The 20,999-nt window shown below is 42.0% G+C and carries 16 protein-coding genes; 9 read left to right on the forward strand and 7 right to left on the reverse strand.

From position 1 onward, the window contains the following. The first annotated feature begins 121 nt into the window (after positions 1–121). Positions 122–589 (forward strand): Lrp/AsnC family transcriptional regulator, encoded by a 468-nt coding sequence (locus tag B9A91_RS13455; RefSeq protein WP_084239339.1) that lies wholly within the window; start codon positions 122–124, stop codon positions 587–589. Positions 590–950: 361 nt separating this feature from the next. On the opposite strand, the gene B9A91_RS13460 is transcribed toward B9A91_RS13455, so the two are convergent. Further along, positions 951–1,874 (reverse strand): SRPBCC family protein, encoded by a 924-nt coding sequence (locus B9A91_RS13460; RefSeq protein WP_084239340.1) that lies wholly within the window; start codon positions 1,872–1,874, stop codon positions 951–953. Between the two features lie 152 nt (positions 1,875–2,026). Between B9A91_RS13460 and B9A91_RS13465 the strand changes: the two genes are divergently transcribed. The 3 genes from B9A91_RS13465 to B9A91_RS13475 all read left to right on the forward strand — a co-directional run bounded on the left by B9A91_RS13465 (position 2,027) and on the right by B9A91_RS13475 (position 4,464). Continuing rightward, a complete protein-coding gene (locus B9A91_RS13465; protein WP_084239341.1) occupies positions 2,027–3,019 on the forward strand; it encodes a GlxA family transcriptional regulator in 993 nt (330 codons plus the stop codon). Between the two features lie 36 nt (positions 3,020–3,055). Continuing rightward, on the forward strand, positions 3,056–3,910 hold the full coding sequence (locus B9A91_RS13470; RefSeq protein WP_084239342.1) for an alpha/beta hydrolase: 855 nt from the start codon (positions 3,056–3,058) through the stop codon (positions 3,908–3,910). A 77-nt stretch (positions 3,911–3,987) separates the two neighbouring features. Next, complete coding sequence (locus tag B9A91_RS13475; protein WP_084239343.1) at positions 3,988–4,464, forward strand: hypothetical protein; 477 nt, start codon at positions 3,988–3,990, stop codon at positions 4,462–4,464. A gap of 4 nt (positions 4,465–4,468) precedes the next feature. Here B9A91_RS13475 and B9A91_RS13480 read toward each other — a convergent pair whose 3' ends face one another. Together B9A91_RS13480 and B9A91_RS13485 are read right to left on the reverse strand one after the other, a co-directional pair. Next, positions 4,469–5,191: a ThuA domain-containing protein gene (locus B9A91_RS13480; protein WP_084239344.1), complete on the reverse strand. Its 723-nt coding sequence runs from the start codon at positions 5,189–5,191 to the stop codon at positions 4,469–4,471. 30 nt (positions 5,192–5,221) lie between these two features. Then, positions 5,222–6,451 carry an MFS transporter gene (locus B9A91_RS13485; protein WP_084239345.1) on the reverse strand — a complete coding sequence of 410 codons (1,230 nt, stop codon included), beginning with the start codon at positions 6,449–6,451 and terminating at the stop codon, positions 5,222–5,224. A 113-nt stretch (positions 6,452–6,564) separates the two neighbouring features. Here B9A91_RS13485 and B9A91_RS13490 point away from each other — a divergent pair, with 113 nt between their 5' ends. Continuing rightward, positions 6,565–7,449 (forward strand): LysR substrate-binding domain-containing protein, encoded by an 885-nt coding sequence (locus tag B9A91_RS13490; protein ID WP_084239346.1) that lies wholly within the window; start codon positions 6,565–6,567, stop codon positions 7,447–7,449. Here B9A91_RS13490 and B9A91_RS13495 read toward each other — a convergent pair. After that, positions 7,430–10,393 carry an endopygalactorunase gene (locus B9A91_RS13495; protein WP_084239347.1) on the reverse strand — a complete coding sequence of 988 codons (2,964 nt, stop codon included), beginning with the start codon at positions 10,391–10,393 and terminating at the stop codon, positions 7,430–7,432. The genes B9A91_RS13490 and B9A91_RS13495 overlap by 20 nt on opposite strands. A gap of 158 nt (positions 10,394–10,551) precedes the next feature. Here B9A91_RS13495 and B9A91_RS13500 point away from each other — a divergent pair, with 158 nt between their 5' ends. After that, positions 10,552–11,622 (forward strand): patatin-like phospholipase family protein, encoded by a 1,071-nt coding sequence (locus B9A91_RS13500; protein WP_235012548.1) that lies wholly within the window; start codon positions 10,552–10,554, stop codon positions 11,620–11,622. Between the two features lie 90 nt (positions 11,623–11,712). Continuing rightward, on the forward strand, positions 11,713–14,199 hold the full coding sequence (locus B9A91_RS13505) for an ATP-binding protein (RefSeq protein ID WP_084239348.1): 2,487 nt from the start codon (positions 11,713–11,715) through the stop codon (positions 14,197–14,199). On the opposite strand, the gene B9A91_RS13510 is transcribed toward B9A91_RS13505, so the two are convergent. Then, positions 14,184–15,512: a sigma-54-dependent transcriptional regulator gene (locus B9A91_RS13510; protein ID WP_084239349.1), complete on the reverse strand. Its 1,329-nt coding sequence runs from the start codon at positions 15,510–15,512 to the stop codon at positions 14,184–14,186. The genes B9A91_RS13505 and B9A91_RS13510 overlap by 16 nt on opposite strands. A gap of 96 nt (positions 15,513–15,608) precedes the next feature. Continuing rightward, positions 15,609–15,920, reverse strand: a complete 312-nt coding sequence (locus B9A91_RS13515) for a hypothetical protein (protein ID WP_084239350.1) — start codon at positions 15,918–15,920, stop codon at positions 15,609–15,611. A 284-nt stretch (positions 15,921–16,204) separates the two neighbouring features. On the opposite strand from B9A91_RS13515, the gene B9A91_RS13520 reads away from it, so the two are divergent. Next, positions 16,205–16,642, forward strand: a complete 438-nt coding sequence (locus B9A91_RS13520) for an RrF2 family transcriptional regulator (RefSeq protein WP_084239351.1) — start codon at positions 16,205–16,207, stop codon at positions 16,640–16,642. A gap of 131 nt (positions 16,643–16,773) precedes the next feature. After that, positions 16,774–18,369: a S8 family peptidase gene (locus B9A91_RS13525; RefSeq protein ID WP_084239352.1), complete on the forward strand. Its 1,596-nt coding sequence runs from the start codon at positions 16,774–16,776 to the stop codon at positions 18,367–18,369. A gap of 55 nt (positions 18,370–18,424) precedes the next feature. Here the strand turns inward: B9A91_RS13525 and B9A91_RS13530 are convergent, their stop codons facing one another. After that, the gene (locus B9A91_RS13530; RefSeq protein WP_084239353.1) at positions 18,425–20,971 is read right to left on the reverse strand and encodes an NACHT domain-containing protein; all 2,547 of its coding nucleotides are present in this window, start codon (positions 20,969–20,971) and stop codon (positions 18,425–18,427) included. Positions 20,972–20,999 lie beyond the last annotated feature (28 nt).

Below are 20,999 nucleotides of genomic sequence, written 5' to 3' on the forward strand. Positions count from 1 at the left end.
ACATTTACAAGGATTAAAACGATGCTAATAATAAAATTCAGTAATATTATCTGATTTTATAGATATTTACAGTTATTTTAACTTAACGTCGATACCATCATCCATTTTAACAGTAAAATTTATGGCAGGCGAACTGGATAACTTTGACAAGCAGATACTTAACATCCTACAAAAAGATGCTGCCCTGGCAGCTAAAGACATTGCAGCGCAGATAGGCCTTAGCGTTTCTCCTACCTACGAACGCATCAAAAGGCTAAAGCAAGATGGTTACATCGATAAATATGTGGCCCTGGTAAATCGTGTTAAACTGGGCAAGCATCTCCTGGTCCTTTGTCACGTTACCTTGAAACAGCAATCGTTAGACACCCTAAAACAATTTGAAGAGGCTGTAGTTTCTCTCAACGAAGTGCTGGAAGTGATGTGCATTGCCGGCAGTCAGGATTATGTGCTTAAAATTGCCGTAAAGGATGTAAACGATTACCACGAATTTGTGATGCAACATCTGTCTACCTTTTCCAATGTATCTAATCTGAACAGTAGCTTCATCTTAAAAGAGATTAAAAAAGAGACTGCATTAGAGATTGAGTAAGGTCTTCTGTTTTTCCAGCGGCCAAACCAACACCAACTATTGGGCAGATCAGGGGCTTATCCAAGTTTGCTCCAGGTTTGGCGGGGAAAAGGTACTCATTATCCCGATAAGTTTCGAAGCGGACTCAGATCAGCCCTTGATTTGGTATTTACTTAACCTTAATTAGACATATAGCTTAACAGTACATTATATCGTGCTTATCTGATTCCGCATTTAAGCTGATCCCCTCATTCCGGGGCAAAGTGGCTGTTTTGAATAGGTAGACCATGTTTTCGCCATCATCTTTCTTGAAAATCGGTTTCAGCAAGAGCAGCAGGGTAAAGGCAACTCCTGATCAACCTGTACCATATTGTCTGTATTATTATTTATTAAACTCCGGATAAGGGAAACCCTTTCCGGTTTCGCAAAGCGATTTCAGGCTCCTGAAAAAAAGCGCCCAGTCAAAGCTGCAGCTTGCAAATTCTGGTGTGTATGCTGCCCAGCCATCATGATGAAATAATAAAATACAGCCTTTTTTATGCGCTTCCAGTTCAAAAGTGAGCGTAGTGCCGATCCAGTCCTCAAAGGCTTTTAAGCAGCGCCATTTAACCAGGCTATAAGGCCTGAGTTCCGTTACCTCCATCTCTTTGAAATAATCGGGGCCAAAACCGAACCTCAGTGTGCTTCCGGTTTCCGGCTTTGCAATCGTATCTGGTGTCCACCAGCCAGCCAGCCCTTTCTGTGTGGTGATGGCTTCATAAACTGTTTCTATAGGTACGGTAATCAATAGCCTGTGGTAAATGCTTTTTGTAGCCTGCTGGTCAGGGGTTTCGATAGATTGGCTGGTAACGTCCGCTGTGGTTTCTTTTGGTGTAGGCTTACCTGCGCCTGTTGTAATGAGCATTTTTAAGCTGCCCTGTATGTAATGTGTCCACGCATCGTGGCAAACCTGGTAACATTCATAGGTAGGAACCAGGCCTTTGTGCGTGAATTTTAATGCTGTCTTTCCTCCCTTTTTGGTGAGTTCAAAGGTTACATAGGTGTCTTTCCATTCCGTTTTGTCGGTAGTAAACTTAAAATAGTTATCTAGCACATGCCAGGTTACCCTGGTGTTCATTTCCATGTCCGTAATTTTTATTTTACAGCGATGTACATCCTGGTAATGGTACAAAAACTCATCATTGATTTTGTCAGTAGATCCTTCAATGTTTTCTGACCACCATCCGCGGACGTTATTGATGGCCTTGAATACCTGTTCGGGGGTAGCATCTACGGTAATTTCTGTTGTGAAATCTTCTTGTTTCATCTTTGGGCTTTTTGATATGTAATTGTCAAGTTTTCATTTTGTTAGGTCAAATTTACGAATGGGTTAGGACTTAAGTAGGGTGTAAAATAGACTTTATAAGGGGTTGATTTAGACAGTTGACTTGTTTAACTTTGTCATACAGATCAATAGCTATGAAACACCTCAGTATACTGGTACCGGATGTCCAGGCTGGCCCTAATACCTTATCCTGCATAGTGGGGGCTTACCACATTTTTACTGAGGCCAATAAATATAGGAATCAACATAACCAGCCAGAGGTGTTCAGTATTGAACTGGCCGGGGTAACGGGGCAGTCGAGTTTTGTGAATGGTTTGCTAACCATTATGCCACAGGTGCATGTGGATACGATACACAAAACCGATCTGATTATTATTCCTGCAATTGCGGCGGCTTTTAAAGAAGTGGAAGCGGGCAATGCCGTACTTGTAGATTGGATTCTTAAACAGTATAAAATAGGGGCTGAGGTTGCCAGCATGTGTACCGGCGCGTATATACTGGCTTCGACGGGCTTGCTGGATAAAAAAAGTTGCTCTATTCACTGGAATGCTGCTGCAAATTTCCGAACGCTATTTCCCAAGGTAAACTTAAAAGCTGAAAAACTGATTACAGACGAGGAGGGTATTTATACCAATGGTGGGGGCTACTCGTTTTTGAACCTGTTGATTTATCTGGTTGAAAAATATTACGACCGGCAAACGGCGATTTATTGTTCCAAGATTTTTCAGATTGACATCGACCGGCAAACGCAATCTGATTTTGTCATTTTCAGTGGGCAAAAATCGCATGGAGATGAAGTGATCAGGCAGGCACAGGAGTATATTGAGGAGAATTTTGCAGAGAAGCTTTCTGTTGAACAGCTTTCCAAAAGGTTTACTGTTGGAAGGAGGAATTTTGATCGTCGCTTTATTAAAGCAACAGGTAATACACCCGTAGAATATCAGCAGCGTGTAAAGATTGAGTCTGCAAAAAAGGCATTGGAAACTTCGCGTAAAACGATCAACGAGGTAATGTACGAGGTGGGGTATGCCGATGTAAAGGCATTCCGGGAAGTTTTTCGTAAAATTACCGGAATGTCGCCCCTGGAGTATAAAAGCAAATACAATAAATCCATGGGGAATTTTTAATTTCGTTGCATCGCTTTCGGGCGCAAACGATACATCATGAAAAACACATTGCTAATTGCCTTGTTTACCTTTTTTGCACTTTCTGGCGCAAAATCGCAATCTAAATGGATTCCCGAAAATACCAAAATATTCGGTCTTGGCTATGTAGATCAGTTGCATTCCGAAATTTTGAAGGAAGACCGGGTCCTCAATATTTACCTGCCGGAGGACTATGATCTTAAAAAACGATATCCGGTGATTTACCTGCTGGACGGAGCTGCTGATGAAGATTTTATCCATGTTGTGGGCTTGGTACAATACAACACTTTTTCCTGGATCAGCAGGATTCCGCAGTCGGTAGTGGTAGGCATTGCCAATACCAACAGGCGCAGGGATTTTACTGCGCCTTCTATACGGGAAAGCGATCAAAAGATCATCCCTCAGAATGGGGGAAGTGAAAAATTTATGGCTTTCCTCGAGAAGGAACTTCAGCCATTCATCGAAAAAAAGTACAGGACAAGCTCCGATAAAACCATTATCGGACAGTCTTTAGGCGGCTTGCTGGCAACTGAAATATTGTTCACAAAACCTTCGCTGTTCAATGCCTACATCATTATCAGTCCGAGTTTATGGTGGAAAGACGGCGCTTTGCTAAATGACAATCCCGCGATTTTGAAATCGGATTATGCCATTCCAACCAAAATCTATATCGGTGTAGGTAAGGAGGGTTCTATTGATGGCTCAAAAAATCACATTATGGAAGATGATGCCAGGTTGCTGGCAGATAAAATAAAGAAAGGACAGTCTAAATACCTGAAAGTGTATTTTGATTACCTCCCTGAAGAGGACCATGCCACGGCTGGACATCCGGCATTGTTTAATGCATTCCGTCTTTTATATCCAAAAAAATAATACGGGTTTAAAACAATTTGATTTTTATTGGGTATATTAAGTAACTAATTAACCAATTGTTCAATAAAGACTTTATAATGAAAAATACCCCTCTTTACCTTGCATTTATGGCCTTGCCATTGTTGTTAAGCTGCGGTAGCAATACTAATACCGATCAGAAAGGCGATCTCGCGGATACAGATTCTGTGATCAATAAACAATGTTTTGTTGCTGCCGATGGCAAAGACACCGCAAATCTTGTGGTAAATACCAAAGGGAGCGGAAAGGTAAGCGGCCATCTGACCATTAATTATGCAGAGAAGGGGAAAAATGATGGGGAAATTGAGGGTAAATTTAGTGGTGATACCCTATTCGTTGATTATACCTTTAAAATAGGTGAGACCAACAAGACCGTTTATAAAAATCCGCTTGCTTTACTGAAGAAAGACGGTAAAATGGTGCTTGGCGTTGGACAGATAGAAACCACCATGGGCAGGTCTTATTTTGTAAAGGGCAAACCCATCAGCTTTGACAAAGGCCGGTTTATTTTTAGTTCTGCTGAGTGTAAGGAATAAAGACTTATTTTTTATGTTGCTTTACAGACCAATTGATGCCCTGTTGAAGCAGTTTCCTGAAATTGGGATTTGCAAAGGCTTCCGGCCCATGGCCTAATTGGATAAACAAGACATCAGTGTTGCCGTAGTAGTTGGTCCAGGCAATATACCTGGAACTGCCGGGGTGACTGGTACTCAACAAAGGTTTAATGCCAGGTTGGGTACCAAACTTGCCGTACACCTCATCAAATATTTCAAAATCTTTAATGCCCCTGGTTACAGGATGGCGCTTGTTTTCTATTTTTACCGGAATGGTTACATCATGCTGGTAGGTCGATTGAAATGTATCGCGATTGACGACGGTGGCTTTTTCATAGTATTTTCCGCCAATGATGCGCTGAAATTCATCCCAGTCCTGATAGGAGACCAGTGCATGATGCAGGAATATCATGGCTTTGCCCTTTTGTAACAGCCGCAGGTAGGCCTGCTTTTGCTGTTCGGTAATGCTGTTGTACATATCGTAAAAGACGAGGGCATCATAGCGGGCTACCCCTTCACCGGCAATCAATTCGTTGGCTCTGGGCTGTTCCAGTTTGTCGTAGCTAAAATTTAGGTCGTCAAACATTTGATAAAAAGGTGCCTGCTTAAAGCCATGGCCACCCGTAACAATCAGCAGGTGTGTTTTTTTCTGCGTAAAGGCTGTAACACTGAATAGCCACAATAATAGGGTTAACCTGATCGTCTTCATTATCATTAAATTTTAATGAAGATAAGCTTTCTATTTGTGATTTAACAGAAGGGCGGCCGCTTGCCGGCGCGAAAATTTTGTTTTATAGAATACAAACAATATAGTTGCCAGCAGGCCGATCATTCCGGATAGGCAAACCGCCAGTCGTGGGCCGAAAGCATGTGCTGTCCAGCCGATCAGGAGGCTCCCGATAGGGATCATACCCTGGTAGGCCATTACGTAGTAGCTGATGGCTCTGCCTCTCATTTCGGGAATCGCATGTGTTTGGATATACGTATTGATGGATGAGGTCTGTGCCATCATGCCAAGTCCGCTTAATCCCATAAAGGCAAGCGCTAATGGCAGAATGCCCGACCAGGAAAGCAGCATCAGACTGACGCCAAATATGGCACTGGCGATAATGGTGATCTTCATGATAGGTTTGGCTGATTTTAGGTTGGCCAGATACATGGCCGCAACAACTGAACCTAAGCCGGCTGCACTTTCAAACCAGCTGAAAGTACCGGCATCACCATGAAAAAGATCCTTGGCAAAAATGGGCATCAGGGTGTTGAACGGAATAACAAACAAGCTGCTGATCCCTATCATTACAATCATGCTGCTCAGGTCCTTATCCCCGGAAATGTATCTGAAGCCCTCCTCAAGCTCTGTCCAGATGCTTTTTTGACCATGAGGCAATACCCTGATGTTGAGTTTCATCATCATCAGGCAGGTGAGCACGGGTATATAACTTACAAAATTTCCGATAAAACAAAAATCTTCACCCAGGGTGCTCAGGATTACACCTGCAATGGCCGGGCCCATAATGCGGGCAAGATTGGCCATAGTAGAGTTCAGGGCAATGGCGTTGGGCAGATCATCTTTATCTTCCACCATTTCTACCATCAGGGATTGTCGGCAGGTGACATCAAAGGCGTTGATGATCCCCTGAATAAGGCTTAGGGCAATAATCAGTGGAATGTTATAGAACTTAAAGAATATCAGGAGGGCAAGGGCGCCAGCCTGCAGCATGGAAATGACCTGGGTGATGAGCAGAATTTTATAACGGTTATGCCTGTCTATTAAACTACCCGCGTAGGGCGACAACAAGAGGGAGGGTATTAAGCTTACAAAACCCACCAGTCCGAGCATCATAGCCGAATCTGTTAATCTGTAGACCAACCAGCTTACCGCAGTCTTCTGCATCCATGTGCCAATAAGTGAAATGGATTGTCCGTAAAAGAAGAGTTGAAAATTGCGGTACTTTAATGATCTGAACATAGGTGTCTTTTGTTTTTAATGACGTGCCACAAATTTCGGGATTCGATTTAAATAGATAAAATTGATTGTTTTAATGATATTGATTAGTTTTAACGATTGATAATTGCCGTTATATGGAAATCAGACAAATCAATTATTTCATTAAAGCTGCTGAACTTCTACACTTTACCGAAGCAGCTGCAGCATGCTTTGTTACACAATCTACCTTGTCACAGCAAATCAAGCAACTCGAGGAGGAACTGGGAATGTTGCTGTTTGATAGAATAGGTAAACATGTGAGACTAACAGAAGCCGGAAGTGTTTTTCTCCATCACGCCCGGCAAATCATATTGAGCGTAAACAAATCGAAGCAGGCAGTTTTTGAATTGAATAACCTGGTTATCGGTGAATTGAGAATAGGGGTAACCTCTGCCTTCAGTTCGGTATTGCTACCTGCCCTGGCACCTTTTTCTTCTAAATATCCGGGAATTAAGATCGTTGTCGAATATGGAACAGCAGCGGAATTGGAGCATAAACTGAAGCAGGCCGAACTGGATGTGCTTCTTGCCTTTCATGAGCAGACGGATAGTGATCGGACCAGCCTGGAGATGGAACATCTTTTTTCATCCAGGATAATGATGGTGGTATCTAAGCGTCACCCACTGGCCAACCTTAAAAAGATTTCTCTGGCCAATCTCGCTAAAATAGAACTGTGTTTGCCTAGTAAAGGGTTTAGTTCCAGGGATCTGCTGGATGAGCTATTCCATAAGGCAAACCTTTTACCACTAATAAAGATTGAACTTAACAATATACACTCCCTGCTTTCGCTGGTGGATGAAGGGAACTGGGCTACCATTCTTAACGAGAAGGCCCTTATTACCTGGGAGAACCTGGTGGCCGTCCCGATATCGGGCAAAGAATATTACAAACAGGCCTTTATTTTATGGCAGAAAGGTGGTTACCGCAAAAAATCAGCTACCTTATTTGTGAACGAATTGGTTAAAACCCTGCTCGGATAGCCGGTAATGTTGTTGGTGAATTGCCCCATTCATCATTGAAATAAATGATGTTTTCGGTACTCAGGGCTGATGCATCCTTTAGTTTTATTACTGTGTTATTGTCGCTGGCGCGAACAACCTTCAATGAAGATAGGTTTGCCCCGACAACATCATCCAGAAAAATGGCGTACCTGCTGTCGCGCTTTTCGTAATTGAAAGTACTGTTCTTAACGGTAAGGTTTTTTACATGCCTTGCCCAGATACCATAAGATGGCTGCACCTTAAGGTTGGCAACATTGTACTGCCCTACGCCAAGCTCCGGTGCCAGGTTTGCCGTATCGGCTACCGCATTGCCGCCTTTTACCAATATGTGTACATCATTAAAGCTGATATTGGAGATGTAACCGGTATGCAGGCCGTTGGGCAGTGTAAAATCAAGTCCCCCGTTTACTGTTTCGGTATCTGGGAGTTTATATCCGGCAATGATAGGAGTGGCCTTATCCTGGGTGCCGTTGTAAGCTTTCCAACGTCCGTTTTTTTCCCCATACGAGCTTCCTCCATACACTTCGTAGATATCTATTCCATTAAGGATAATATGCTCTACTTTTCCAATATTTACGTTTTTAATCAGCAGTTCATCGTGCTGTACCCCATTTTCAATAAACTTATACCTGCCAGCAGAAGCTCCAAGAATGCGTGCCCTGTTGGATATGGAAATAAAAAAAGGCGCTCTGGTGCGGTACATTTTAGATCGGGAATGTAGCTTTCCGGTATGTCCGCAGTTCAGGTGAATATCGCTGATATGCGCACCGTCGTTCGTGGAAATGGAGAATCCGGCTTTATTTGCGCCAAGTACATAAATGTTGTCTACACAGATGTCTTTAATGTCATCTGCAGTTTCCGATCCAATCTGGAACAGGTTGCAATTGGTATCCCCTATGATGTTCCTGACCTTGTAATTACGGGCTGGCCGGGTAAAACCCAGGGCGCAGTCAGAGCCTGGCTTAATGATGTCATCAGAGCTTACTTTTGAATAGATATTGGTGGCCGTTACATGATTACAGCCCATAAAGTCGTAAATGTCGCGTGCGTTGGACTGATTTTCTTTAGCGAAATAGGTGTTGTGAACGTTGATGTGGTCTGTGCCGGTTGCAAGCAGTACAAAGTGGCCCGCACGATCAATGTGCAGCATGTTGTCCAGGTTAAACTGCCTGGAGCCATCTTTGCCAATATAATAGGGTTCGTCCTTTTCGGGGTCATACCATAGATCCTCAGCGCGGTAAAGACCGCCAATTTCCAGGTTGGTGCAAAGTTTCAGGCTGAACATTTTATCTGCCCGGTTGTCAGGTGCATTGTTCATGACCTTATCACTCGTCACCAGATTTCCATTTCCGGTGATCAACCCATTGCCTATAATTTTTATGTTGTCCAGTCTTTCTCCAAAAAACATAGCGTTCCGGAAGTAGTGGTGCCCAACATCCTGTTTGGTCAGATAGTTTTCCGGATCAGCATAGGGCCCCGCATCCGTGGGTGAAAGCCCGGAGCGGTATTTTTTATCACTAAACCAGGTTGATTCTGGTGCATTAGCACCTTTAATGGCCCTGATGGTGGCCTCTTTGGCTACAAAAAGATAAACGTTGCTTTTCAGATGAACAGTTCTTACGTTATAGATACCCGGACTAAAAAGCAGTGTGCCCCCGCCCATTTCATTTAATGAGGCTATGGCCGCATTTATTCCCGCTGTCTCGTCCTCTTTACCATCGCCCTTCAGGCCAAAACCTTTCACGTCCATTTTCCCTGAAAAGTACTTCAGCACATTGGAAAAACCTTTATTTGGTCCTGCTGCTACCCTCAGTTTAAAATGGTACATTTTATTGCTTTCCAGACCTGTAACAGTAGCCTTTGAATTTTTAGGATCTATATCAGTCTTTGCAACCTTCCAGGTTTGGCCATTATCGGAGGATTGCATTAACGCCAATTTACTGATATTGTCGTTAGCGCCCCAGGTAAAATTGACAGTGGTATAGTTTTCAGGAATATCCTTATATTGAAGATCTTTATGCAATATGCGTTCAAAATCGCTCACTTGATTGGTAACAGTGAGTACAGCCGTTTCTGCACCGATGCCGGCACTATGTAAAATTTCTGGTTTTGAGGTGGTGTAATCAGCTTTAAAGGAATATAAACCGGCTTTATCCAGTTTTACATCGCTGATGACAACCTTCAGATCGTGTCCGTTGGATGGCCTGAAATCAAGATTGCCAAAGGCAAGGACCGTACTACCATTATTCTGTTTCATGATGCGTGCATTACCTACTTTTGAGTAAGAATAATTCCCTCCTACGCGACCAATGGATTGAGATGACAGGTCTTTTAACTTTACATCACCGCGTCCAATCACATTTACCGTCGTATTGTCCATCGTTGCATTTATCCCTGCAGGTAAAAATATCCTGACGGTCGCATCAGGTGTTCGTTGTCCCGCACTGAAATAAAGTGTTAGTTTGCCTTTGCTGTTTACAGTGGCTTGCTGGTGTTGCAGACTGAGCTGTCCACCTACAGCCATAGGTTTTAACAGGATAAAATATTTTTTGCTGTGCTGTCCATCGGCAGAAGTGACGGTGAGTTGATCGCCGCTGAGTAGGGGCCCATCTGATTTAATATTGCCCTTCTTATCGGTTACGCTATATTTTTGCGATGATCCATCTTTTGAGCGAATCTGCTGTGGGAGTTGCTGCACATCAATTGTGGTAGCAACCAATCCTTTGTCTTCAGGTGTATCCACCGTAAAGCAGTAAGTGGTTCCGGAAACGAGCACAAGTGTATCATTTGTAATCCTTACAATATGGGTTGCGTTTTTGCTGATCTCTATAGTTGTAACGGGGTTTGTTGTGGAATTGGCGATAGCTGAACAGATGGCCATACACATCAGCAGTATAAAAAATAAAGATTTTAGCCTGGTCATAAGCATACAAATGGTTTTTAAAAATCGGCATTAAATAGTAAATTTTTATGGCTAGATATTCAGCTATTCTGGCTTTTATTGCTTTGACCTTTAGCTGTTTTGGACAGCATTTACATAAAAATTACATCTAAGTAATGTCCAAAAACCTATATTTACTGATGATGAAGAAGATTCTTTCTATTGACGGCGGCGGAATAAGGGGAGTGATACCCGGGATGATATTGGTAGCGCTTGAAGAGAAATTAAAGCGCGAAAGTAAAAACCCGGATGCTGCTATTGTCGATTATTTTGATTTTTTTGCGGGCACCAGTACGGGTGGAATTCTTACCTGTTTGTTGTTATGCCCCTCGGAAGAAAATCCGGCAAGGCCCCGTTTCTCTGCCCGTGAGGCACTTGATCTGTACCTTAAGCATGGGAATGAGATTTTTAAAATGAGTTTTTTTAAACGAATAAGGGCAAAATTCGGCCTTGCGGGCGAGCGGTACAACAGTGCGATTTTTGAGGGAGTGTTAAAAAATTACTTTCAGGATACGCGGCTTAGTCAACTCATCAAGCCCTGTATCATTAGTGCCTATAATATTGAACTGCGGAAAACACACTTCTTCAGGCAGCAGAGTGCCATTGCAAGAGGTGACGCCCGGGACTTTTACCTGAGGGACGTGTGCCGTGCCACTTCTGCCGCGCCTACCTATTTCAGCGTTGCTGAGATCCATTCAATGGCTAATGTCCGTTATCCTTTGCTGGATGGAGGAGTGTTTGCGACCAATCCGGCTTTAAGCGGATTGATTGAAGTAACCAAAGCATTTAACCAGACCCGGATTAATGATATTTTATTGGTTTCACTAGGAACGGGGCGTTCGCGCAGGTCATATGATTATGAGCACTTTAAAAAAAGCAGTGCTATGGCCATTGTGCCTGCAATTCTGGATATCATGATGAGCGGTGTCGCAGAAACGAGTGATTTCTTTCTACAGCAACTGTTCCATTCGGCCGGGAAGGCAGAAAACTATATCCGCATCGAGCCAAATAGCCTTGAAAGTATTAAAGAGGGCCTGGATGCTGCCAATCCGGCAAATATAGAAAAGCTGGTGGCCTTGGGCGACAGGACGGTTAGCGAAAATGAAGCCCGCTTAACTCTGCTGGCAAGATTGCTTATCGCCGAGCATAAGCAGGGGGCCACCAAACCCTGGGATTTCCTCAAAGCAGTACGATCGCTGGGCTCCTTTTAAGGCTTGCCCGATTTGTAGCATGTTTTTTGTCATTGTAAAATGTGAAGGTTAAAATACGATTCGCATAAAGGCGTTTCATAATGAAGAAAGATGAATGCTATACCCCGTAAAAGTTTTTTCAAGGCCGTTAAAGGAAAGATCATCATTGCCCTGTTGCTTGCATGCTTTGCTTTGTTTATGGCCTGGGGGGTAAGCAAAGTAGCCTTTAAAGAGATGTTAACAACCGTTGAGAACATCTCTGCACCCAGCGAAAGGCTCAGGATTGTAAATGCCATATCCAGGAAAATCAGCAGCCTGGATCAGCTTCAAAAAAAACAGGCTTTTAATGATCCCGGTAATTATGGCAAACTTTTTAAGGAATCAAGACAATTAAGACTGGTGTTGGATACACTGGGTAGGCTTTACCGGGATGACTCTTTACAACTTGCGCGCATTTTAACCATTAAAAAATTACTTACCGAAAGAGATAAGCAGTTTATAAACTATCTTAAAGTTAGAGAACGCCTGGTAAATAATAAAGCTTTCTCGGCCCAGGTTAAGAACCTGAATTTACTTGTTTCTAAAGGCTCGGAACCAACCGACAGCACGATCGTCGCCACTGAAGAGAAAACTTCTACAACGACCATCTATCCGACAGAAGAACGGCCAAGAAGTTTTCTCAGCAAAATTTTTGGACGCAGAAAGAACAATGACAATTCTTTTAAGATTGTCAATGAAGAGAAGGTAAAACGGGATACCATAGCTTTGTCTGCAGAGGAACGCATGGCCAGAAACCTGGGTGAGTCTTTGAAGGTGATTGAAAAGGAACAACGCATTAAGAATACCAGTTTTTTAAACCGGGAGGCTATGCTTGCCAATGCAAATAACCAGCTGATCAGTCAGATGCTGGATGTATTACGCAAAGTGGAAAGCGAGGTGGTCGCTCAGATAGAGTTGAATGGTATGCAGGCAAAAAACGTGGTAAACACAGGGATAAATACCATTAGTGTCATTATGCTTGTGTTTTTTTTGCTTACCGTATTGCTGCTGTATTTCATTCTAACCGATATTACAAGAAGCAATCAGTATCGGAACGAACTGGAACAGGCAAAAGACGAAGCGGAATATCACAGCATGGCCAAGCAGCGCTTCCTTTCTAATATGAGCCATGAAATCAGGACCCCGTTGCAATCTATTATCGGCTATTCAGAATTGATTAGAAAGCAGGATCGCCCGCAAAAAAAGGATGTCGATGCAATTTACCATTCCTCAGAACACTTGCTGCAGATTGTGAATGAAGTACTGGATTACAACAGGATCATCTCCGGCAGGTTTACCTTTTCAGAAAAGGTTTTTCACATGGAGCAGCTGCTGGAGGAGGTTATTTCGGTAATCCGGCCCCAGGCAGAATCGAAGTCGTTGGAATTGTGTACTGATTTTGTGCTTGACGGGCAAAAATATATGAAAGGGGATCCTTTCCGGTTGAAACAGATCCTTTACAACCTGCTTGGCAATGCCATCAAATTTACTCCGGCGGGAAAGGTTACCCTGTCCGTTTTTTATAAGCGTCAGGGAGAACGTTTGCATTTCAGCTTCATGGTTAAAGATACCGGGGTAGGGCTTACAGAAGCAGAGAGTAGGCTCATTTTCAATGAGTTTGAGCAGGTTGATGGTGATGAAAATGAAGAGGTGAACAAGACAGGCGCAGGCTTAGGGCTTACGATCATTAAGGCACTCATTGAGAACCAGGGGGGAAGAATTTATGTTAAAAGCAAAAAGAATGAAGGAAGTGTATTTACTGTTTACCTGACATTTACCATTGCCGAAGCGCCGGAATATGAAACGGCAGATGTTTTAAAACCGGTATACAAGGATAAGGTATGGATTGTTGATGATGACCAGCTGATCCTGGATCTTTGTGAGTTGATTCTTCAACAACACGAAATTACTGCCCGTTTTTTTAATTCACCTTCCCAGCTGTTGAATGCCGAATGGGACATGAACGTGAAATACATACTTATGGATATGCGCATGCCTGAAATGACAGGTATAAAGCTCTGTAAGTTAATGAGGGAACGAGTAGGCAATGGCGTAAAGATCTTTGCGATGACGGCACAGGTTCTGCCAGATGAGAGGGAGTTTCTTCTCGGTAACGGGTTCGATGGTATGTTGATGAAGCCTTTTAAGGAAAATGAGTTTTTAGCTGTGTTTCAGCAGAAAGACGAATCGCTACAAGCGTCAGGAATAGAGCTTGACCTCCGCGGATTAAAGAAAATGACCTTTGACGATGAAGTCCAGCTAAACAGGATATTGCTGCGGTTTTCTGAAGACTGTCTGGCAGACAGTGAAGCGGTAAGGGAGGCCTTAACAAATGATGATAAAGCTACCTTAAGCCTGATCATCCATCGCCTTGCTGGTAGGATTGCCCAGATCGGGTCAAAGAAACTGGCAGCTGAATTCCGGCTGATGGAAATCGCACTTTCAGGAGATGAGGCCGTAGATCTGCACCAGAAAAACAAGGTGCTTGGGTTATTACAGCAACTGAATCAGCTATTGAGCTTGGTAAAGCAGCAAGCATCAGCTTATTCTATATCGTAGCGCTCCATTTTGCTATATAAAGTTTTCCGGTCGATATTCAGGAGCTTAGCGGCCTTAGATTTATTGTATTTAACTTTTACAAGGGTTTCAATAATGATGGCCTTTTCGTTAATTTCATTGATTGCTTTCAGATCAGATGTTTGCGGTCGTGGGGCTTGATTTACAGAAATGATCATCTCTTCAGGCAGGGAGTCAAGTTCTGCAGTTTCCCCCGGGGTCAATAGTACCATGCGCTTGATTACATTTTTTAATTCACGCAGGTTTCCGGGCCAGTCGTATTGCAATAACAGCTCCTTAGCTTCCGCAGAGATGTTCTTTACATTCCTGTCCAACTCTTCGTTGGAAAGATTTATGAAATGACTAATGAAAAGTTCGATGTCTTTCCCTCTTTCTCTCAGGGCAGGGAGTTGAATCTTGAATTCGTTGAGCCGATGGTAAAGGTCTTCCCTAAAGGTGCCGTTAGCGACACTGTTTTTTAGGTCGTCGTTAGTAGCAGTAATGATTCTGACATTTACTTTAACTGTTTTTGTACTGCCCAGGGGTTGCACGGTTCTTTCCTGTAAGGCCCTCAGCATTTTTACCTGAACTTCATAGCTGAGATTTCCAACTTCATCAAGGAACAATGTCCCGCCATCTGCAGCTTCAAATTGTCCTTTTTTATCAGTAAGGGCTCCGGTAAATGCTCCTTTTGCATGGCCAAACAATTCGCTGGCAGCCAGTTCTTTAGACAGGGCACCACAATCTATGGCAACAAAGGGTTTATTGCTCCGTTTGCTTTGCATGTGCAATGCCCGGGCGGCATATTCCTTTCCGGTGCCGCTCTCTCCCTGGATAATTACCGACATGTCGGTGGGTGCAACAAGATTAATGTGTTCATATAACTTGTCTGCCGTTGCGCTTTTGCCCTTTATGGCATCGTTGTGTTCTATTGGCCTGCTCGTATGGCCCTTTTCTTTTTTACCCAGGGCATTTTTGATGATCATCAGTAGTTCATCGGGATTAACAGGTTTGGTAATGTAATCGAAAGCGCCCAATTGTATCGACTTCACTGCAGTCCTGACATCGTTAAAGCTGGTCATGATAATTACCGGCTGTTGCATTCCTTGTTCAAGGAGATGAGCAAGAATATCCAATCCTGTTCCGTCAGGCAAGCGATAATCTATCAGTAAAAGATCAAAGCCCAGTTGCCCGATTATCTTAAAAGTTTTCTTTACATCATTCACAACATGCGGCTCATGACCATGTTTGGTCAGAAAGCCTTCAAGGACTTGGGAAAAAGTGGAATCGTCTTCAATGATCAGTATTTTTGCCATAGGGATTTTCGCTGTAGATATAGCAAAAATACAAAAGCCGGAACGAAATCCGGCTTCTGCAAAGGTGAAATTGTTATTATTATTAGGGATATAGGGCTATTCTATCACTACGCCGTCTTTACCTATTTTTAAAGAGGCTGTTTCTTCTTGTTTTTTAACATCTACCTGATAATATTCCGATTTATCAGCTTTTGTTACCAAAAATGCTGCGGTAGGAACCCATTCTTTATATTTATCTGACGCTAATGTGGTTTTTACTGCATCAGGAAGGTCCTTAACTTCAACAGGTGTTTTAGTTACACTGTCTTGTTGAGCGGTAATTGCAACCGGAACTTTAATGTCATTCGCTTTAACTGTTGTTAATCCTGCAAAAGCAAGGATGGCTGCTGATAAAATGATCTTTTTCATAATTATAATTTTAAATTTTTGTTCTGATTAATTACGGTTAGATATAGTACATAATGATGCCATAAATTTGTTTTTTGTATAAATAGCTCTTAACTAGTTGTTTAATGTGTTTTGCGTTTTTTAATGTTGTTGACTTATTCCACAATATGTAGCCATAGTATTCATAAAATATTTTAGGGAATAAAGGCAGCCAAAACATCCAAACATGAGGTATACCTGAACTGAGGACAGATTGTAAAGCGAAACCTTTATAAATACATAAATCTTTTCTTAGCTTTGCTAGTATGCTGTCTAAGAAAACAAAATATGCAATAAAGGCACTGGTTGCTCTTGGCAAAAACAGAGAAAATCCTCCAATGCAAATAGTGAGGCTGGCAGAGCAGGAAATGATACCTAGAAAATTTCTGGAACAGATCCTGCTGGATATGCGTAATGCGGGTTATTTGTATAGCAAAAAAGGAGCGGGTGGAGGATATAGCTTAAATAAAGATCCGAACGACATTTACCTGGCGGATATCCTTCGGATTACCGACGGGCCTATTGCGATGGTTCCTTGCGCAAGCCTTAAGTTTTACCGCAAATGCGATGAATGCCATGACGAAGTGACCTGCGGAATCCGCAAAACTTTTATAGATGTAAGAGATGCCACACTGAAAGTACTCGCGCAGACTTCAATCGCAGACGTAATTGCCAGGGAAACGGATGATAAAGTAGTTCATTAAAATTTACAGGTAATTTTTTTGATATTAAAACCAGGGTATAGCCCTGGTTTTCTGTTTGTGGTGAGATTGACCTATAACCTATTGTAATCTTGGTCTTATAATTGATTAACTTTGATCAAAATTTAATATATATGAATAAGAATAAAATGAATTTTTTCTGCAGCAGGGGGGTATATCTGGGGTTGCTAACAGCGTTGCCGTTTATATCATTTGCCCAGAAACCAAACTGGCAAAACCTTGATTTAAAAGCAGATTCTACATTTGGCATAAGTACTGAAAAAGCTTATAACGAATTGCTCAAAGGTAAAAAATCTGTTCCTGTAATAGTGGCTGTATTGGATGGAGGCGTAGATATCGCACATGAAGACTTAAAAGCCCTGATCTGGGTAAATAAAAAAGAAAAAGCGGGCAACGGTAAAGACGATGACAAAAACGGTTATGTAGACGATATAAATGGGTGGAATTTTTTAGGCTCATCAAAGGGTTCCGTTAATTACGAAACCCTGGAACTTACGCGTTTGGTAAAAAGGGACAATGCCAGATTTGGCAATGCTGATGCTACTTCGGTAAAAGCGAGTGACCTTACTGCATTTGAAACCTATCAAAAAAATAAAGCTGCTTTGGAACAGGAACTTGCAGAAGCAAAGACTGGTCTGGAGCGCTTCTCAGGAATAAAATTGGCTATTGATGCGGTAGTAAAGAAAATTGGTAAGGAAAATCCTACGGTAGCTGATTTTCAGGCTTTCAAACCTGAAAATGATATGGAAACCAATATCCAACGGATTATGGTTAGCCAATTAAAGAACAGTAGCTATGAAGAATTTTACAATAGCCAGATCCTGCCCGGTTTTGAACATTTTAAAAATCAGGTCGAATATAACTTAAATGTTGATTATGATCCACGTGCTATTGTTGGGGATGATCCTAACAACAGTAAGGAACGTTTTTATGGGAACAATGATGTAACTGGTCCGGATGCTAAGCACGGGTCTCATGTTGCAGGTATTATTGGTGCGGTACGGACAAATGATATTGGCATCAAGGGTGTTGCAGATAATGTAGTCATTATGGGGGTGCGCAGTACACCAAATGGTGACGAGCGCGATAAGGATGTGGCCAATTCCATTCGTTACGCTGTGGACAATGGAGCCAAAGTAATCAACATGAGTTTTGGAAAATCTTATTCCTGGGATAAAGCCATTGTTGATGAAGCTGTGAAGTACGCAGTTTCTAAAGATGTTTTGCTGGTCCACGCTGCTGGTAACGACAATAAAGACCTGGAGGTTGAGCCTAATTTTCCTGATCCTGACTATGTAGGTGGGGGTAAGGCTGCTTCCTGGATTACGGTTGGCGCTTCAGGCTGGACAAATGACGGAAAGATCAAGGCCAATTTTTCCAACTATGGTAAAACCAAAGTGGATGTTTTTGCACCTGGTGTAAACATCAATTCAACTGTTCCCGGATCAAAGTATGAAAAGTTGAATGGAACAAGTATGGCGGCTCCTGTTGTTGCCGGTTTAGCTGCGTTGATCCGCTCCTACTATCCGAAATTAACTGCTTTGCAGGTTAAGGATATCATTATGAAATCGGTGGTGAAAGTAGATCAATCGGTAGAGGTTGAAAGTGAATCAGGAGTGAAGACAATTCCTTTCGCAGATCTATGTGTAACCGGCGGAATTGTAAATGCCTATAATGCATTACAACTTGCAGCCGGATATAAAAAATAGTAGTAAGGCTAACTGATAAAAAGATCCCTTGACAAACTCAAGGGGTCTTTTTATGTTAATGATGTTTGAAATCTGTGAATTCCTTTGGAAGTGTGAACAGGGTAGTGGGAATATTTTTCTCCTCCATAAAGCAAAGCCTCTCGTACTTGTACTCATTTACCTTGGCAATGTAATTCAGGTCGGAATAGACAGATATGATCAGATTGTACATCAACAGGCAGTTTAAGTTTAGATCATTTCTTTTAAACAATTGTATGCATTCTTCGCAATACTGACACGCTTTGGTATATTCTCCCTTATTTTTAAGCTGGTAGGCCTGGGTCATTTTTAGGAGAGACTCGGCATATTGCGTGACTTTAAAACGCGATTTGTGTTCATGCAGGGTAGAAAGAATCCTCTCAAGCCGATCGGCTTCTTTGCCGGGGTGAGACTGGGCAAGTGATAGGGCCTTAAGGTTCATGATCAAAATGGTAAATGCAGACCTTTTCGAAAACTCAGCCGGATGTAATTTGATGATGGTATCGATCAATTGAATGCTTCCTTCCTCAGATCCATAAAATATATTTAACGTTATGGTCAATAGATAAATGATTCCTTGTCTGGTGTCAAGTGTGATTCCAGGCTTAAAAAATGGGTACTTAAAAGTCTCCAGTCCCGTAATCAGTTCATTTCTTTCGACGGGCTTGCCGGTTATTTTTGAATGCGCAAGCAAGGTGATTTCGTAAGGGTCTACCTGCCAGCCAGAGGCATCAAAACCTTCAAGCAACTGTAGCCGGGTGCTTATTGCAGATTGATTCAGGCTTTGAATGTCCATTATGGCAAGAATCGCCTGGTAGGTTAAAGTATGTTTTTCTGAATCTGCAATCTCCAGTAAAACACTTATGGCCTCTTTGTACCCTGAATCCACAAAATCAAAATTGATCAATTCGCTGATAATGGTTTCGTGCAAATCATGCTCTTTCAGCAGCTGCACCGTGTCGGTACTGTACCGCGCCCGATATTTTAGATTTTCGGCAATGAACAGGATTAAATAGCCATGCTCGAAATGGTTTAAAGGTAGATGGAATACATTGGCAAGGGATTTCAGGTCTCCGATCCGGACGATGAAACGTATGGTCCATTGCAGGAGCTGGAACCGGACTGCATCAGTTTCATATTCAGTCTGTATGTACTGGAAAAATTCCCTGTCGACTTGCAAATGGAATTTCTCAAGCAATTCAATGAATAGAAAATATTCAAATATATGCGGATGAATAAACCTGACAAACTCTCTTGGATGATAGTCTTCGTAACGTTTTTCTTCCATAAGAATCCCATCCGATAGCAGTTCCATATAAGCATTTTTAAAGGCAGACAGCTCAGCAATGAGATTGTCTTTTGGAACTGAATTTCCTTTTTTTCCATAGCTGGTAAGCTGTATGACTTTTTTCAGGAACAGGATTTTTTCAGTATAGTAATTAGAACGGTAGATATTCTCCTGTATGAACCGTGATATCAGCTCGTGAAAAGTAATATTGGTAGAGTAGTTGAAGTCTGGGTCCTCTTCCCGAAGCTGGTAGTATAGCTGTATATGGAAAGGGAATTTTAATTGGACTTTTAGTTTTGGATTAATTTCTCTGATATCAATTCCATCTATCTTTGATATAATAAGGTCTACTTCTTTTTCCGTAAGAGAGGGGACATTAGATACGTCAGTCACATTGAAGTAGTTTCCCGGGAACCATTTTGTTTTCAGATAAGCAGAATGCCTAATGAGCTCATAGAACCTGATCCAGGTGGTAGAGCGCATCCCCATTACCAGTTTAATGGAGTCCATATTTTCTATAGCACAAAGAAAATTGATGATACTGTCGAACAGCTGTTTTTTCAGGTCCTTCTTGAGATTAAGCTCAGAGAAGCCATCAAGAAAGATGACAAACTTTCCGCCGGATTGAGCATAGTTATTATCAATAAAATTGATAAGATTTTCTTTTTTTGAAATGTTAAGTAGTAATTTGAGTTGATCCTCAAAATTTAGAGAAGCTTGTTCAGCATTAAAGAAGCTATATGCCTGGATGAACAAAATGGTAGAGTCTTTGTAGTTTGGGGCGTTGTCAGCAAGTACTTTTTCGGCGAGGTGACTGAGCAGGATGGTTTTGCCATATCCTGGCTGAGAGATGAAAGCTGTAAAGCTATGTTTGCTCTTAAAAAAATCGTTAAAGTCGTGTTCAGCGAACTTTCTGCTGATGGTCATGTTATAGGGCATGCCTGAACGGTTTTTTACACCCTTCAATGTGAAGTCAGTGATCTTGTTCACCTTATTTCTAATTGCTGTCCAGCTTAATGGTGTGTTTTCTGCATTGATGTTTATTGCTGAGGGCCAGTTTTCCAGGCTTTCTCCACTCACATATTCAGATAAGGTGGTGATGGTGAATTTAGAGAAATTATGTTTTACAACTGCAAAGCCAAATAACCTTTTAATGGTAGTTTCACTAACGTTCTTATTTAAAGTCTTGCTGATTTCAATGGATATCCTTTTGCAATCAGCCGGAGTAATTGTTCTAATTCCTGTCTTAATTAGAATTAATCCTTTGAGTTCATTTAAGATAGATATTTCATCCATACACTTTGTAAGTGAGCGTTAAATATTT

This window comes from Pedobacter africanus (genome assembly GCF_900176535.1).
GTDB lineage: Bacteria > Bacteroidota > Bacteroidia > Sphingobacteriales > Sphingobacteriaceae > Pedobacter > Pedobacter africanus.